The sequence below is a fragment of the Streptomyces sp. NPDC002138 genome, assembly GCF_040296485.1.
Classification (GTDB): domain Bacteria; phylum Actinomycetota; class Actinomycetes; order Streptomycetales; family Streptomycetaceae; genus Streptomyces.
Map to the genome: position 1 here is coordinate 14550 of NZ_JBEOXE010000036.1, position 15987 is coordinate 30536.

The 15987-nt window shown below is 74.0% G+C and carries 15 protein-coding genes; 4 read left to right on the forward strand and 11 right to left on the reverse strand.

Features of this window, described 5'->3' with window-relative positions; all coding sequences use genetic code 11:
- Positions 1-15 precede the first annotated feature (15 nt).
- Entirely contained in the window at positions 16-855 is an 840-nt protein-coding gene (locus tag ABT084_RS22940) for a GNAT family N-acetyltransferase (protein ID WP_351046934.1), read from the forward strand.
- A gap of 182 nt (positions 856-1037) precedes the next feature.
- On the forward strand, positions 1038-1700 hold the full coding sequence (locus ABT084_RS22945) for an SAM-dependent methyltransferase (RefSeq protein WP_351046936.1): 663 nt from the start codon (positions 1038-1040) through the stop codon (positions 1698-1700).
- Between the two features lie 58 nt (positions 1701-1758).
- Here the strand turns inward: ABT084_RS22945 and era are convergent, their stop codons facing one another.
- From era to ABT084_RS22960, 3 genes are all read right to left on the reverse strand, one after another.
- On the reverse strand, positions 1759-2709 hold the full coding sequence (era, locus tag ABT084_RS22950; RefSeq protein WP_443065435.1) for a GTPase Era: 951 nt from the start codon (positions 2707-2709) through the stop codon (positions 1759-1761).
- A gap of 1058 nt (positions 2710-3767) precedes the next feature.
- The gene (locus ABT084_RS22955) at positions 3768-5069 is read right to left on the reverse strand and encodes a WxL domain-containing protein (RefSeq protein WP_351047059.1); all 1302 of its coding nucleotides are present in this window, start codon (positions 5067-5069) and stop codon (positions 3768-3770) included.
- A 174-nt stretch (positions 5070-5243) separates the two neighbouring features.
- Entirely contained in the window at positions 5244-6368 is a 1125-nt protein-coding gene (locus ABT084_RS22960) for a GlxA family transcriptional regulator (protein ID WP_351046938.1), read from the reverse strand.
- Positions 6369-6438: 70 nt separating this feature from the next.
- Between ABT084_RS22960 and ABT084_RS22965 the strand changes: the two genes are divergently transcribed.
- Entirely contained in the window at positions 6439-7767 is a 1329-nt protein-coding gene (locus ABT084_RS22965) for an MFS transporter (RefSeq protein ID WP_351046940.1), read from the forward strand.
- Positions 7768-7823: 56 nt separating this feature from the next.
- Here the strand turns inward: ABT084_RS22965 and ABT084_RS22970 are convergent, their stop codons facing one another.
- The 6 genes from ABT084_RS22970 to ABT084_RS22995 form a co-directional block, all read right to left on the reverse strand.
- Positions 7824-8195 (reverse strand): cytidine deaminase-like protein, encoded by a 372-nt coding sequence (locus tag ABT084_RS22970; RefSeq protein ID WP_502969006.1) that lies wholly within the window; start codon positions 8193-8195, stop codon positions 7824-7826.
- A 250-nt stretch (positions 8196-8445) separates the two neighbouring features.
- Positions 8446-8799, reverse strand: coding sequence for an MmcQ/YjbR family DNA-binding protein (locus ABT084_RS22975; RefSeq protein ID WP_351046946.1), 354 nt, complete (start codon positions 8797-8799; stop codon positions 8446-8448).
- Positions 8796-10100, reverse strand: coding sequence for a hemolysin family protein (locus ABT084_RS22980; RefSeq protein WP_351046948.1), 1305 nt, complete (start codon positions 10098-10100; stop codon positions 8796-8798). The genes ABT084_RS22975 and ABT084_RS22980 overlap by 4 nt, the downstream gene beginning before the upstream one ends.
- Entirely contained in the window at positions 10097-10594 is a 498-nt protein-coding gene (gene ybeY, locus ABT084_RS22985; RefSeq protein WP_351046950.1) for an rRNA maturation RNase YbeY, read from the reverse strand. Before ybeY ends, ABT084_RS22980 begins: the two co-directional genes overlap by 4 nt.
- A 12-nt stretch (positions 10595-10606) precedes the next feature.
- Entirely contained in the window at positions 10607-11638 is a 1032-nt protein-coding gene (locus tag ABT084_RS22990) for a PhoH family protein (RefSeq protein ID WP_351046953.1), read from the reverse strand.
- A 142-nt stretch (positions 11639-11780) separates the two neighbouring features.
- Complete coding sequence (locus ABT084_RS22995; RefSeq protein WP_351046956.1) at positions 11781-12932, reverse strand: PfkB family carbohydrate kinase; 1152 nt, start codon at positions 12930-12932, stop codon at positions 11781-11783.
- Positions 12933-13129: 197 nt separating this feature from the next.
- Here ABT084_RS22995 and ABT084_RS23000 point away from each other — a divergent pair, with 197 nt between their 5' ends.
- The gene (locus ABT084_RS23000) at positions 13130-14584 is read left to right on the forward strand and encodes an MFS transporter (protein WP_351046959.1); all 1455 of its coding nucleotides are present in this window, start codon (positions 13130-13132) and stop codon (positions 14582-14584) included.
- On the opposite strand, the gene ABT084_RS23005 is transcribed toward ABT084_RS23000, so the two are convergent.
- Together ABT084_RS23005 and ABT084_RS23010 are read right to left on the reverse strand one after the other, a co-directional pair.
- Positions 14476-15381: a ribonuclease Z gene (locus ABT084_RS23005; protein ID WP_351046962.1), complete on the reverse strand. Its 906-nt coding sequence runs from the start codon at positions 15379-15381 to the stop codon at positions 14476-14478. The genes ABT084_RS23000 and ABT084_RS23005 overlap by 109 nt on opposite strands.
- A 2-nt stretch (positions 15382-15383) precedes the next feature.
- Entirely contained in the window at positions 15384-15743 is a 360-nt protein-coding gene (locus ABT084_RS23010) for a histidine triad nucleotide-binding protein (RefSeq protein ID WP_351046965.1), read from the reverse strand.
- Between the last annotated feature and the right edge of the window lie 244 nt (positions 15744-15987).

Here is a 15987-nt window from a genome sequence, read left to right on the forward strand (position 1 = left end):
TGTTTGGATGCCCGGATGACCCTTCTCGACGATCTTGAGCTCTACTACGACACCGTGCCGCGGACCGGGGGCGCGCGGGCCGAGGACCTCGGCCCGCTGACCCTGTTCGTCCAGGAGGGCGCCGGGTGGCCCTACTACGCGCGCCCCGCACGCGGCGCCGCGCCCGCGACAGGCACCGGCCCGGGCCCCGAGGTGACGGTCGCCGACGTCGCGCGGGTCCGCGCGCGCCAGCGGGAGCTGGGCGTCCCGGAAGCCTTCGAATGGGTGGCTGAAAACACCCCCTCGCTGCGGGCCGCCGCGGAGGGTGCCGGACTGCATGTCCATGCACACCCCCTGATGGTTCTGGACCGGGACGCCGTACGGAGTCCCGCGCATCCGGAGGTCCGGATCCTCGGCGCCGACGACCCGCTGCTGCGGGCCGCGGTGACCGTCCCGATGCTGGCCTTCGCGGCGCCCGGGACCGCCCGGGGCGAGGTCGGCCCGGTGGAGCTGGCGGCAGCGGCGGCGGACCCGGCGGCCGCGGCGCGGCAGGCCCATGTGGCGGGGCGGATCGACGCCGGGCAGACCGGCATCGCGGCGGCGGTGCGCGACGGCGTCGTGCTGTGTTCCGGCCAGTACAACCCGGTCGGCACCACGGCCGAGGTCGCGGGCGTCGGCACCCTCCCGGCGGCCCGCCGCCAGGGCCTGGCGCAGGGCGTGACGGCGGCGCTGGTGGCGGACGCCCTGGCGGCCGGTGCGTTCACCGTGTTCCTGTCCGCGGGCGACGAGGACGTGGCCCGGATGTACGGGCGGATCGGTTTCCGCCGGGTGGGCACGGCCCTGATCGCGGAGCCGCCGCAGGAGGAGACGGCGTAGCGGGAGGCGGCACAGGAGGACACGGCGTAGCGGGAGCCGTCGTAGCGGGAGCAGCCGGCCGAGTGGTCCCGCGGGGCGCGTTTGCCGGAACGGCAACAAAGTTTGTCGTCGGCCCGGGAGCGGGCCCAGCATCGAAGGGCAGGGCCGCCACCCCGGCGCCCGTACGGCAGGAAGAGGCCCCCATGCCCGAGCAGAGCCACGCGCACGACCACCAGGTCCCCGGGACCGCCACGGGCGCGGAGTACTGGGACGCCCGCTACCAGGAGAGCGAGCGGATCTGGAGCGGGAAGGCGAACACGGTCCTGGTCCGCGAGGTCGAGGGCGTCACCCCGGGGCGCGCCCTCGACCTCGGCTGCGGTGAGGGCGGCGACGCCGTGTGGCTGGCCCGCCGGGGCTGGCGGGTCACCGCCACCGACATCTCGGGCGTGGCCCTGGAGCGGGCCGCCGCGCACGCCGCCGAGGCGGGCGTCGGCGACCGGATCGAATGGCAGCGCCACGACCTGGCCGAGTCGTTCCCGGCCGGGGAGTTCGACCTGGTCTCGGCGAGCTTCCTGCACTCCTACGGCGACTTCCCGCGCGAGCGGATCCTGCGCACCGCCGCCGCGTCGGTCGCCTCCGGCGGCATCCTGCTGATCGTCGGCCACGCGGGCTGGGCGAAGTGGCAGGAGGAGACCCACCCCGAGGTCCGCTTCCCGACCCCGGAGCAGGTCGTGGCGGAGCTGGAGCTGCCGGACGGCGCCTGGGAGGTGCTCCTGGCCGAGGAACACGAACGGGCCCAGGACCAGCCTGACGGCCGGCCCGGGACCCGGACGGACAATGCGGTGAAGGTACGGCGCCTGCGCTAGAAGGCAGCGGCGGGGCGCCGGAAAGCGGGGCGGAAGGCGGGGCGGAAGGCGGGGGCGCTCAGAACCCGAGCTTGCGCAGCTGCTTCGGGTCGCGCTGCCAGTCCTTCGCGACCTTCACGTGCAGGTCGAGGAAGACGGGAGTGCCGAGCAGCGCCTCGATGTGCTTGCGCGACTTCATCCCGACCTCCTTGAGGCGCGAACCCTTGGGGCCGATGATGATGCCCTTCTGGCTGGGCCGCTCGATGTAGACGTTCGCGTGGATGTCCAGCAGAGGGCGGTCAGCCGGACGGTTCTCGCGCGGGATCATCTCCTCGACGACCACGGCGATGGAGTGCGGCAGCTCGTCGCGTACGCCCTCCAGCGCGGCCTCGCGGATCAGCTCGGCCACCATCACCATCTCGGGCTCGTCGGTGAGGTCGCCCTCCGGGTACAGCGGCGGGCTCTCCGGGAGCAGCGGGGCGATCAGGTCCGCCAGCAGCTGGACCTGGCTGTCGCCGACCGCGGAGACCGGGACGATCTCGGCCCACTCGAAGCCCAGCTCCGCGCCGAGCTGGTGGATGGCGAGCAGCTGCTCGGCCAGCGCCTTGGACTCGACCAGGTCGGTCTTCGTCACGATGGCGATCTTGGGGGTCTTCTTGATCCCCGCGAGTTCCTTGGCGATGAACTTGTCGCCGGGGCCGAGCTTCTGGTCGGCCGGGAGGCAGAAGCCGATGACGTCGACCTCGGACCAGGTGGCCCGGACGACGTCGTTCAGCCGCTCACCCAGAAGGGTGCGCGGCTTGTGCAGGCCGGGGGTGTCGACCAGGACGAGCTGGGCGTCCGGGCGGTGCACGATGCCCCGGACCGTGTGGCGGGTGGTCTGCGGCCGGTTGGAGGTGATCGCGACCTTGGTACCCACGAGTGCGTTGGTCAGGGTCGACTTGCCCGCGTTGGGGCGGCCGACGAAGCATGCGAAGCCCGCGCGGTGCGGGGCGGTGGGCTCGGGGGAACGATCGCTCATACGGGCCATTCTCCCCGATGCGGCTCCCAGCGCCGACCAGGCCACCGCGAGGAGGGCGAGCGCGGCCGCGAGCGGGGCCCCCAGCCAGGGGTGCGCGGCGTACCCGGCGGTGGCCCGGGCGGTGGCTCCGGGGGCCGCGGCGCGGACGGTCGTGGCGGTCCGGTCGAGGGCGGGCGGGTCCGCCCAGTGCTCGGTGAGCCGGACCCGCTGGCCCGGCAGCAGCTCGGCGGGGGCCGTGGCCTGCCGGTGGAGCAGGGAGCGGCCGAGGGCTCCGGTGGAGGTGAGGGTGATCCGGGGGCGGAGGGTGACGTTCCCGAGGTTGTGGAGCGTGTACGCGATCTGCGCGCCGGAGCCCTGCGGGGTGACCGCGAGCCCCTCCACGGCCAGGGCCGGCGCGGTCGGTCCGGCGACGCGGAGGTAGACCCGGGCGGCGACGGCGCGCTGTACGCCGATCCCCGCGCCGCCGGCCGGGGCGGTGGCTCCGGGGCTGTCCTCGAGCGCGACGACGGCCCCGGGGTGGTCCCCCGGTTCGGCCCGCTCGGGGACGGTCAGGGTGAACGGCACGCTGACCGCGCCCCCGGACGGGACGGTGATCCGGTCCTGGGCAAGCCGGGTCCAGGCCCCGGTGGCCTCCCGGGGCTCCCCGGGCCCGCGCAGGGCGAAGCCGCCGTCGCGGGCGGTGTTGTAGGCGTCGGCGGCGTAGAGCCGGAGGGTGAGGGGGGCGGCGGTGCGGTTGGTGACGGTGACGGCGTCGGAGACGGTGCCGCCGGGGGTGGCGGCGAGGTAGAAGTACGGCCGCTGGGCGACCTTGTTGGCGAGGGGGACGACGGACCACTGCCCGTTGTCGGCAGCCGTTGCCGTCCCGGCGGGCGCGAGCGCGACCCCGATCCCGGCCCCCAGCGCGAGCAGCAGCCCGCCCGCCCGTGCCCTCGGACGCCGGGCAGGCTGCACGTGCCTCCGGCGGCGCCTCAAACGCCGGCGAGGCTGATTCCCACCACCCCCGGGTCTCTCCAGCCCCGCCGTCGCCAGCCCCGCCAACCCCAGCCCCGCAGGCGATTGACCCGCCGTCACGACAGGGTCAAGGTCAGGACGGCCGTGTAGGCCCCCGGCGGGGTGTACGGCGGCACCCGCAAGGTGACGGTCGCGTCCACCGTGAACGTCCCGCCCACCGCCCCCGCGTCCGGGGCCGACGCCAGGACCGCCCCGTCCTCCCCCACCACCCCCGCACTGCCCGCCGCACAGACGCTCGGACTCCCGGCCGCCGTCACGCACACCGGCGTCCAGCTCAGCTTCCCGCCGGGGATCCGGACCCCGCCCGGCCCGGTGAAGTCGCTGACCTTGCCGATCAGGGACCAGCCCGCCGGCCCGCCCCGCGCGTCCCGCACGGTGACCGTGCCGATCCGGCCGACGGCCGCGCCCCCGTCGCCGTAGGAGATCGCGCCGAGCGCGACGGACTCCCCCGCCTGGGTCATCGTCAGCGCCCCCGGCTCCACCGTCGCCGTCACCTTCTGCGTCCCGGCCCGCGGCGGAGTCTCGGCGATGACCGTGTACGCCCCCGGCCCCGAGCCCCGCTCCGCCGTCCAGGCCGGGCCCTCGTACGCCACGACCGCCGTGGTCGTCCGGTCCCTGACGGGCAGCTCGGCCACGACCACGCCCAGCTCGTCGGCGGTGGCCGTGACCCGGTCCGCGGTGGCCGCCGCGCCCGCGCGCCCGCTGACGGTGACGGCCGCGCCCGGGGTGAAACCGGTCCCCGTGACCCTGACGGAGGCACCCGGCCCGCCGGACGCGCCCCCGAGGGCGACAGCGCGCGGGTTCGCGGTCGGCGCGGGGCTCGCCGTGAGCCGCCCGGCGACCGGCGGCGGCCCCCCGGCGGCCGCGGGCGTACAGGTGGTGTCGAGGTCGAGGAGGTGGCTGGTGTGCAGGGTGTAGGCCCCCGGCGCGAAGGTGGTCTCGCCGGGCGCGGTGACGGTGAAGGTGCCGGTCATCGTGACGGCGGGGAGGGCCTCGCCCACCCGCACGGGGTCGTTGCGCTTGGCCCCGACGACCGTGACCTCGCCGCGCTGCGCCCCGGCCAGCACGACCACGGCGGTGGGGGTCACCACGTCGACGGGCAGCTCGGTGGTCAGCGGGTTCACGGCAGGGGTGGCGGCCACCCGGTAGGTGACGGTGACCGTGTCACCGACCCGGGGCGCGGGGTTGTCCACGGTGAGCACCGCGGTGGTGGGGCCGTCGGCGGGCGGCAGCCCGGCCTCCTGCGGAGGCACGCAGTGCGTGGGGAAGCCGACCTGGCCCGCCGGGGCCGGTTCCCCGCCCTCGGCCACGGCCGGCGCGCCCAGCCCGCCGCCCGCCGCGGCGGCGAGGACGGCCATGCCGACGGCCGCCGACCAGCCTCTGCTCCGCGTCCCTCTGCGCACCGCGACACCCCCGCTGTCCACCTCGGCAGGGGGCCATTCACGAGCGGGCGGCAGCAGATGTCAAGGGAGCGATCCGACGCCAACTGATGGCCCATCAGATAGCGGCAGGATCAGGCCGACCGCACCCCCTCACCCCACCGGGCCGACCGCCCGGCCCCCCGCCCGGCCCCTTGTCCGCCCGCCCGCCCGGAAGGTCCGCCGGTACGCCGTCGGGCTCACCCCCAGCGCCGCCCGCACGTGCTTGCGCAGGGACTGGGCGTTGCCGAACCCCGTTTCCCGGGCCACCTCTTCCATGGGCAGCTCGGTGCGCTCCAGCAGCTGCCGGGCCCGCTCCACCCGCTGCATGACGATCCACTGGCCCGGGCTGACCCCGGATTCCTCCCGGAAGCGGCGGGTGAACGTCCGTACGGACATGGCCTCCTGGCGGGCCAGATCGGTCAGCCGCACCGGCTCGTGCAGCCGGTCCAGCACCCACGCCCGGGCCGCCGTGGTGCTGGCGAGCTGCGGCTGGGGCACCGGCCGTTCGATGAACTGCGCCTGGCCGCCCTCGCGGTGGGGCGGTACGACCGTGCGCCGGGCCACGTCGTTGGCCACGCCCGCGCCGTGGTCGCGGCGCACGATGTGCAGGCACAGGTCGATCCCGGCGGCCACCCCGGCCGAGGTCAGCACGTCCCCGTCGTCCGTGTACAGCACGTCGGGGTCGACCAGCACGGCCGGGAAGAGCCGCTGGAAGTGCTCGGCGGAGGACCAGTGGGTGGTGGCGCGGCGCCCGTCCAGATACCCGGCCGCGGCGAGGACGTACCCGCCCGTGCAGATGGAGACGAGCCGGGTGCCGGGGCGGACGTGCGCGAGGGCGGCGGCGAGTTCGGGAGTGAGCCGCCCCTCGTCGTAGACCGGCCCCAGCTCGTAGGAGGCGGGCACGACCACCGTGTCGGCGGTGGCCAGCAGCTCCGGTCCGTGCTCGACGTGGATCGCGAAGTCGGCGTCGGTGGACACGGGTCCGGGCGCGAGCCCGCAGGTGAGGATCTCGTACAGCGCCCGGCCCGCCGGGTCCTTGGCGCGGCCGAAGATCCGGTGCGGGATGCCCAGCTCGAACGGCAGCAGCCCGGTGAGCGCGAGGACGACCACGCGGTGCGGCCGGTCCGGCAGCCCACCAGGCGTCGGCGTGACCGCAGTGACCGACGTGACCGGCGTGACCGACGTGACCGGAGCCGACGTGACCGGAGTGGCGGGAGCCGGCGTGACGGAGCTCATGGCCCGATCGTACCGAACCGTGTCGTTCAGGCCACTGGATCACGGTCGGCCCGGGCCGGAAGCTGTCCCTGTGACCCAGACAGCGCCCCTCCCCGGCACCACCCCGGACCCCCGCCCCGCCCCCGGAGCCCCGGCCCCGCGTCCCGCCGGGCGGGTCCATCGCGCCTGGTCCGTGGCGGTGGTCACCTTCGTGACGATCATCGGCGCCGCGGCCTTCGCGTCCCTGCCCGGCCTGCTCTTCGATCCGCTGCACAAGGAATTCGCCTGGTCGCGCGGCACGATCGGCTTCGCCGTCTCGGTCAACCTCGCCCTGTACGGCCTGACAGCCCCCTTCGCCGCCGCCCTGATGGACCGCTACGGCATCCGCCGGGTGGTGGTCGTCGCGCTGACGGTGATATCCGGCGGCACGGCGGCGACGGTGTGGATGACCGCGTCCTGGCAGCTGGTGCTGTTCTGGGGCGTGCTCGTGGGGCTGGGCAGCGGCTCGATGGCCCTCGCCTTCGCGGCGACCGTCACCAACCGCTGGTTCACCGCCCGGCGCGGCCTGGTCACCGGCCTCCTGACGGCGGCCGGCGCCTCCGGCCAGCTGATCTTCCTGCCGCTGCTGTCCTGGCTGGTGGAACACCACGGCTGGCGCCCGGCGTCGGTCACGGTCTCGCTGGCCGCGCTGGCCGTCGTACCGTTCGTCTGGCTGCTGCTGCGCGACCACCCGGCGGACGTGGGGCTCGCCCCGTACGGCGGGGAGTACGCCCCCAAGCCCGCCCCCGTGCCGGGCGCCGCCCGGCGGGCGCTCACCGTGCTCTTCAAGGCGGCCCGCACCGGCCCGTTCTGGCTGCTCGCCGGGACCTTCGCGATCTGCGGGGCCTCCACCAACGGGCTGGTCAAGACGCACTTCGTGCCCGCGGCGCACGATCACGGGATGCCGATGACGGCGGCGGCCGGGCTGCTGGCGGTGATCGGCGTCTTCGACGTCATCGGCACGGTGGCCTCCGGCTGGTTCACCGACCGCTTCGAGCCGCGCCGCCTGCTGGCGGTGTACTACGCGCTGCGCGGGATCTCGCTGCTCTTCCTGCCGGTGCTGATGGCGCCCTCGGTGCATCCGCCGATGGTGTTCTTCATCGTCTTCTACGGCCTGGACTGGGTCGCGACCGTCCCGCCGACGATCGCGCTGTGCCGGGAGCAGTACGGCGAGGACAGCGCGATCGTCTTCGGCTGGGTGCTGGCCTCGCACCAGGTGGGCGCGGCGCTGGTGGCGTTCCTGGGCGGTCTGGCGCGGGACGTCTTCGGCTCGTACGACCTGGTCTGGTACGCCTCGGGGGCGCTGTGCGCGGTGGCCGCGCTGATGGCGATGGTGATCCGGCGCCACCGCGCCACCGACCCGGCCCGGGCCCTGGCCTGACCGGCCGGAACACCGGGCCGGTCAGCCGGTTCAGCCCGCCGGTTCAGCCCGCCGGTTCAGCCCGCCGTAACGGTCGACTTCAGGGTGCCGTCCGGTGCGGCGAGCAGGACCGGGGTGTCCGCTCCGCCCAGGTCACGGACGGCGGCCCGGTCGGCCTCGCTCACGCCCTCGGCCGCGCTGACCACGGCCGCGGCCTCCAGGGACTGGGCGCCGCTGGCCACGGCCATCGCGACGGCGGTCCGCAGCGCGCTGAGCTTGAGGGACTCCAGCTCCACGGTCCCGGCGACGTACGTACGGCCCGTCTCGTCGCGCACCGCCGCGCCCTCGGGTACCGCGTTGCGGGCCCGGGCACTGCGCGCCAGCGTGATGATCTTGCTGTCCTCGGGGTTGATCCCGGTACCGCCGTTGGCGATATCACTGTCCGTCATGCCCGAAAGCATAGGAGCGCCTCGGCGGGGCCGTACAACGGCCCCGCCGAGGCGCTCTCCCCTCCATGCCTCCCGGCACCCCGGCTCGGATCACCGCCGGGGACGCCAGGAACGGATCGCGTTCGAAGAACAGATCTTGCTTGGCGGAAGCAAACCTAAACGTAAAGTAAGAGAATCCGTAGATCTTGCGGTCCGGCAAAATTGTGACCTTGCTCCCAGCCGGTCCCGCCCGGCGGCGGGCCCCCGGCCCTCAGGGCCGGTCGAGCCGCAGCCGCTCCGCGCGCGGCAGCCCCGCCACCACCAGGTCGTACGAGTCCTCGACCAGCTCCCTGACCATGGCGTCCGGGAGCCCGCCCACGGTCACCGTGTTCCAGTGCCGCTTGTTCATGTGCCAGCCCGGCACGATCGCCTCGTGCTCGGCGCGCAGCCGGACCGCCGCTTCCGGTTCGCACTTGAGATTGACCTTGAGCGGGGTCCCGTCGAGCGCCGAGAGCGCGAACACCTTGCCCAGCACCTTGAAGACCGAGGTCTCCGGGTTGAACGGGAACTCCTCGGCCACGGCGTTGAATCCGAGGCAGAGGGCGCGCAGCTCGGCGGGTGTCATGCGGTCTCCTCCTTGACGGCCGGCTCCGGCTGGACCGGTTCGACCAGCACGGTGACGATCTTGTTCCGGCGGCCCGCCGGGGACTCGGCGGTCAGCCGCAGCGAGCGGCCGTCGGGCAGCTCCTGGAGCGCGGACGCGCCCGCGATCGGCACCCGGCCGAGGGCCTTGGCCAGCAGCCCGCCGACCGTTTCCACGTCCTCGTCGTCGAAGTCCTCCACCCCGAACAGCTCGCCGAGGTCGGTGATGTCGAGACGGGCCGTCACCCGGTAGCGGTCGTCGCCGAGTTCCTCGACGGGCGGCAGCTCCCGGTCGTACTCGTCGGTGATCTCGCCGACGATCTCCTCCAGGATGTCCTCGATGGTGACGATCCCGGCCGTGCCGCCGTATTCGTCGATGACGACGGCGACGTGGTTGCGGACCTGCTGCATCTCGCGCAGCAGGTCGCCCGCGTTCTTCGTGTCGGGCACGAAGACCGCCGGGCGCATGGCGGTGGTGACGAGCTCGGACTCGGCCTCGCGGCTGACGTGGGTCTTGCGGACCAGGTCCTTGAGGTAGACGACGCCGACGATGTCGTCCTCGTTCTCCCCGGTGACCGGTATGCGCGAGAAACCGGACCGCAGCGCGAGCGTGGTCGCCTGACGGATCGTCTTGTACCGCTCGATGCAGATGAGGTCGGTGCGCGGCACCATCACCTCGCGCACCAGGGTGTCGCCGAGCTCGAAGACCTGGTGCACCATCCGGCGCTCGTCGTCCTCGATCAGCGATTCCTTCTCCGCCAGGTCCACCATCGCGCGCAGCTCGGCCTCGGAGGCGAACGGCCCCTTGCGGAAGCCCTTCCCGGGGGTCAGCGCGTTGCCGATGAGGATGAGGAGCTGCGGGACCGGGCCCATCACCCGGGCCAGCGGGACCAGTACGTACGCCGCCGCGGTCGCGGTGTTCAGCGGGTGCTGGCGGCCGATCGTACGGGGGGAGACGCCCACCGCGACGAAGGAGACCAGCACCATCACGGCGATGGCGGTGAGCAGCGCCCGCCAGTTGTCGCCGAGGGCGTCGAGGCACACGTAGGTGACGAGGACGCCCGCCGCCATCTCGCAGGTGACCCGCACCAGCAGGGCCACGTTGAGATAGCGGGTCGGGTCGCCGACCACCTGGGCGAGCTTGGCGCTGCCGCGCCGTCCCTCGCGCACGGCCTGCTCGGCGCGGAAGCTGGACATGCGGGCGATCCCGGACTCGGCGCAGGCCGCGAACCAGGCCACCACGACCAGCAGGACCGCTCCGGTGATCAGCTGGGGAGCGGTCACGAGACGGTGGGGGCGGGCGACGCGCCGGTCATGCCGCGCTCGCCCCGCCAGCCGTCCACGATGGCCGCCTGCAGGCCGAACATCTCGGCCTTCTCGTCGGGCTCCTCGTGGTCGTAGCCGAGCAGGTGCAGCACTCCGTGGACGGTGAGGAGCTGGAGCTCCTCGTCCATGGAGTGCTGCGTCGGGGCGTCCTCGCCCTGCTTCTTGGCGACCTCGGGGCAGAGCACGATGTCACCGAGGAGTCCCTGCGGAGGCTCCTCCTCGTCCTTCGACGGCGGACGCAGCTCGTCCATCGGGAAGGACATGACGTCGGTGGGCCCGGGCAGGTCCATCCACTGGATGTGCAGCTGCTCCATCGCGGCCTCGTCGACCACGATGACGGACAGCTCGGACAGCGGGTGGATCCTCATCCGGGTGAGGGCGTAGCGGGCGATGTCGAGGATCGCCTGCTCGTCTACATCGGTTCCGGACTCGTTGTTGACGTCGATCGACATGGTGCTTCCGGACTACTTCCCGTTGTGGCTGTCGTACTGCTCGTACGCGTCGACGATACGGCCGACGAGCTTGTGCCGGACGACATCCTCGGAGGTGAGCCGCGAGAAGTGGATGTCCGGGACCCCTTCGAGGATCTCCTGGACCTGCCGCAGACCGCTCTTGGCCCCGCCCGGGAGGTCGACCTGGGTCACGTCACCGGTGACGACGATCTTCGAGTCGAACCCGAGCCGGGTCAGGAACATCTTCATCTGCTCGGGGGTGGTGTTCTGCGCCTCGTCGAGCACGACGAAGGCCTCATTGAGGGTGCGACCCCTCATGTACGCCAGCGGCGCCACCTCGATGGTGCCCGCCGCCATCAGGCGGGGGATCGAGTCCGGGTCGATCATGTCGTGCAGGGCGTCGTAGAGCGGGCGCAGGTAGGGGTCGATCTTGTCGAAGAGGGTGCCGGGCAGGAAGCCCAGGCGCTCTCCGGCCTCGACCGCCGGGCGGGTCAGGATGATCCGGCTGACCTGCTTGGACTGCAGGGCCTGGACCGCCTTGGCCATCGCCAGGTAGGTCTTGCCGGTACCGGCGGGGCCGATGCCGAAGACGATCGTGTTCTTGTCGATCGCGTCGACGTAGCGCTTCTGGTTGAGGGTCTTGGGGCGGATGGTGCGGCCGCGGCTGGAGAGGATGTTCTGGGTGAGCACCTCGGCCGGGCTCTCCTCCTCGCCGGCCTTGCCCCCGGGGCTCTCGCCATTGGCGCGGAGCATCGCGATCGACCGTTCCACTGCGTCCTCCGTCATCGGCTCTCCGGTGCGGAGCACCAGCATCATCTCGTCGAACAGGCGCTGGATGAGGGCGACTTCCGCCGCGTCCCCGACCGCGCGTACCTGGTTGCCCCGCACGTGGATGTCGGTGGCGGGGAAGGCCCGCTCGATCACGCGCAAGAGGGCGTCTCCCGATCCGAGTACCGTCACCATCGGGTGCTTGGCCGGAACGGTGAAGTGGGCTCGTGCCTGCCCCGGCAGTGCGGGGGTGCGGGCTGTCGGTGTCTGAGTCATGGGCCGGCTCTGAGGCCTGCACATACCTCCCGTCGAGGGGTCTCGCCGATCGACGACCCTCTGGATTACCAAGCGTACGACTCCGGCCCCGGTTGCCCGAAAGGATTTCTCCGGTCCCCGGGGCAGGTCACGGCCCGGACCGCTACGCGGAGTGGCGGAACCCGATCGTGGGGACCGCGCGGCGCCGGGCCCCGGCCCGGCGCGCCTCCTCGGCGGCCGCGGCGGCGTCCTCGGGCAGCAGGCCGTCCAGGAAGCCGTAGTGCCGCATCCCCTCGGGGACCCCGCCCGGCCGCGCCCGCAGCCCGTGCCACCAGTGGGCCACCTCCGGCCAGCCGGGGGCGGACAGCGAGCCGCCGAACTCCTGGACCGACAGGGCCGCGGTCAGCCCCGCGAAGGCGAGCCGGTCGGCGAGCGGCCAGCCCGCGAGGGTGCCGGTGACGAACCCCGCCACGTACACGTCGCCCGCGCCCGTGGGGTCCAGGGCCTCCACCTCGATCGCCGGGACCTCGGCGCTCTCCCCGGTCCGGCCGTCCACCGCGTACGAGCCCTGCGCGCCCATGGTGACCACCGCGATCGGCACCCGCTCCGCCAGCGCCCGGGCGGCCGCCCGGGGGCAGGCCGCGCCGGTGTACCGCATCGCCTCGGCGGCGTTCGGCAGGAAGGCCTCGCAGTGCTCCAGGTCGCCCAGCGCCGCCAGGTCCCAGCGCCCGCTCTCGTCCCAGCCGACGTCCGCGAAGACCCGGGCACCGCGGCGGGCGGCCGCGGCGATCCACTCCTCGCGGCGCCCGGGGGCCAGTGAAGCGACCGCGGCCCTGGCCCGGGGCGGACAGTCCGGGATGGGGTCGGTGGCGGCTCCAGGGGGCGCCTCGTGGCCGTGCGAGACCATCGTGCGCTCGCCCTCGTAGGCCATCGAGACGGTGACGGGCGAATGCCAGCCCGGAATCCGGCGCGACATCGCCAAGTCGATGCCCTCGCCCTGCTCCAGCGCGTCCCAGCAGTACTCGCCGTAGTGGTCGTCACCGAAGGCGGCGGCGAGCGAGGTGTGCAGCCCGAGCCGGGCCAGCGCGGTCGCCATGTTGGCGACTCCGCCGGGGCTGGAACCCATGCCGCGCGCCCAGGACTCCGTACCGCGCACCGGGGCCGAGTCGAGGCCGGTGAAGATGATGTCGAGGAAGACCGTGCCGGTCAGGAAGACATCGCAGTCCGGGTCCCGGGGCGACCGGAGCGGACCGAGAGGGTCCACCTGCTCGCCGGAGGCTCTGTTCCGGCTCTGGATGCTGTTCCGACTGGTCACGGCATGTTCCCCGTTTCGTGCGCGGCGTGGAGGATCCGGAAGGCCGCCGTCCCTACCCGGGCCGGACCGGCGCAAAACCCAGTGTGGCCCAAGTCACCGGAGGAACGCTCTTCTCCTCAACTCCGGTCACTTGATAGATATTGGCCCCCGCTTCTCACGCGGTGCCTCGAACCGCCCGCGCACCACCTGGATCCCCCGTGTCCGACCACGCCCCGGAGCACCCCGCCTCCTGGCCCCTCGTAGCCCTCTTCACGGCCGGTTACGTCGCCCCCTACCTGCTGCCCACGGTGGTCGGACGCCTCGACGCGTACCTTCCGTTGGGCCCCGCCGAGGCGGGGCTGATCGGCTCCGCGCTGCTGCTCGGTTCCGCCGCCGCCGGGTTCGTCCTCGCCTCCCGCATCCCGCGGCACGGGCCGCGGCCGCTCGCCCGGCTCGGGCTGCTGCTCGCCGTCCTGGGCTACGGCGCGGCCGCCGCGACGTCCCTGCTGCCGCTCGTCGTCGCGGGCTCCGTGGTCGGCGGGTTCGGTTCCGGTACGGCCACCGCCGTCGCCGCCTCCGGGATCGCCGGCCGCCGGGACCCGCACCGCGCCTCCGCCCTGGGGCTGCTGTCGGTGTCGGCGACCGCCGGTGCGCTGTACCTGACGCTGCCCCGGCTCGGGGGCGGCCACGGGCTGCCCTTCGCCGCGATCGCGCTGGTCGCGGCGCTGGCCTGGCCCGCCACGGGGCGGCTGGCCGGGCCGTCGGGCCCCGGTGGGCGCGGCGCCGTACGGGCCCGCGCCGGGCGGCTGCCGTACCCGCGGGCCGGGGCGGTGCTGGCCGGGGCGCTGATGCTGTGGTCGCTGGCCCAGAACGCGCTGTGGGGGGTCAGCGGCCGCATCGGGTCCCAGCAGGCGGGCCTGTCGGAGGTGGCCCTGGGCATGGTCTTCGCGGCCGCGCTGGGGGCCGGGCTGCTCGGGGTCGGCGCCGCGTCCGCGCTGGGCGCGCGGCTCGGGCGGGCGGTGCCGATCGGGGTGGGTACAGCGCTGATCGCGCTGTGCGTGCTCGCCGCGTCCTCGGCGCGCGGCCCGGTCTCGTTCGCGGCGGGCGAGATCGTGTGGAACGCGCTGTACCCGGTGGTCCTCTCGTACGCCATCGGCCTCGCCGCGGCCCTGGATCCGCGCGGGCGCTGGGCGGTGCTGGCGGGTTCGGCGTCCTCGCTCGGGGTGGCCTGCGGCCCGGTCACGGGCAGTGTGCTGGCCGAGCGGGCGGGCTTCCCGGTGATGGGGGTGGTGCTCGGCGGGCTGCTGCTGGCGGTGGCGCTGCCGCTGACGGCGGTCGCGCTGCACGCGGGCGGGCGGCCGCTGGTGCCGGGTTCGGTGCGGCGCCGGGGCGGGGCCCCGGCCGCCGTCCTGGCGGCGGGTGCGGGGGCGGCGGCCGCGGGGCGGGTGCCCCGGGTGGGCGCGCCGGAGCTGACGGTCGCCGAGATCGCCGTACGGCCGCTGCCGGGGCGGGGGCTGCCGGGGCGGGCGCCGTTGCGGGTGCTGCTGCGGTCCCCGGCGGCCCGCTATCCGCGCTTGGGCAGCGGGACCCGGGCCAGGTCGGCCGCGATGGTCAGCTCGCCCTCGAACCCGGCGGCGCGGGCCTCGCGTTCGAAGTCGTCCGGGTCCGGGTAGCGCTGCGAGAAGTGGGTCAGTACGAGGTGGCGGACGCCGGCCGCGCGGGCGACGCGGGCGGCCTGGGCCGCCGTCAGGTGTCCGTGGTCGGTGGCGAGGCGTTCGTCGGCGTCCAGGAAGGTGGACTCGATGACCAGCATGTCGCAGCCCTCGGCGAGGGCGTCGACGCCGGGGCAGAGCCGGGTGTCCATGACGAAGGCGAAGCGCTGGCCGGGCTTGTGCTCGCTGACCTCGTCGAGGGTGACGCCGTTCAGCTCGCCGTCGCGCATGAGCCGGCCGACGTCGGGGCCCTTGATGCCGTGGCGGGCGAGGAGTTCGGGCACCATGCGGCGTCCGTCGGGCTCGGTGATCCGGTAGCCGAAGGACTCCACGGGGTGCGAGAGCAGGCGGGCCTCCAGCGTGTACGCCGGCCCGCTCGCCAGGACCCCGTCCGCGGCCACCGGGGCCTCGGCCAGCTTGACCGTCTCGCGGTAGGCGGTCGCGTACCGCAGGCGGTCGAAGAACTTCTGCCCCGAGGCCGGGTAGTGCGCGGTGACGGGGTGCGGGACCTGGTCGAGGTTGATGCGCTGGATCACCCCGGCGAGGCCGAGGCTGTGGTCGCCGTGGAAGTGGGTGACGCAGATCCGGTTGATGTCGTGCGCGGCGACTCCGGCCCGCAGCATCTGGCGCTGCGTGCCCTCGCCCGGGTCGAAGAGGATGCCCTCGCCGTCCCAGCGCAGGAGGTAGCCGTTGTGGTTGCGGTGGCGGGTGGGCACCTGGCTGGCGGTGCCCAGCACCACGAACTCGCGTACGGACACGGCTATCCCGGGGGCCATTCGAGACCACGGCCGCCGAGCACGTGGGCGTGCGCGTGGAAGACGGTCTGGCCTGCGCCGACGCCGGTGTTGAGGACGATCCGGTAGCCGGAGCCGTCGATCTTCTCCTGCGCGGCGACCTCGCCGGCGGCGCGCAGCACGTCACCGGCGATGGCGGGCTCGGCGGCGGCGAGAGAGGCGGCGTCGGGGTAGTGGACCTTGGGGATGACCAGGACGTGGGTGGGCGCCTTGGGGTTTATGTCCCGGAAGGCGAAGGTCGTCTCGGTCTCGTGGACGACGGTCGCGGGGATCTCACCCTTGACGATCTTGCAGAACAGGCAGTCAGCCTGAGGTTCCCCGGCCATTGCGGCGCCTCCGTATGCGGTGATCGACTCCCCGCATCGTAACGGTCCCCCACGACACGCAGCCGAGGCAGCCGATCCGGGCCCGCCAAAATCAGCCCGTCCGGCGTTTGAGGACCCGCCGGAGGCAACACCGGCACAAAAGCCGCGGCCCGCCCTCGCCTCCGGCGGCGCCTCGAACGCCGGCGAGGCTGAATGTGCGGCCAAGGATCCGCGGCCAGGGCCGGCGGCAGCGCCCCGTACGCAC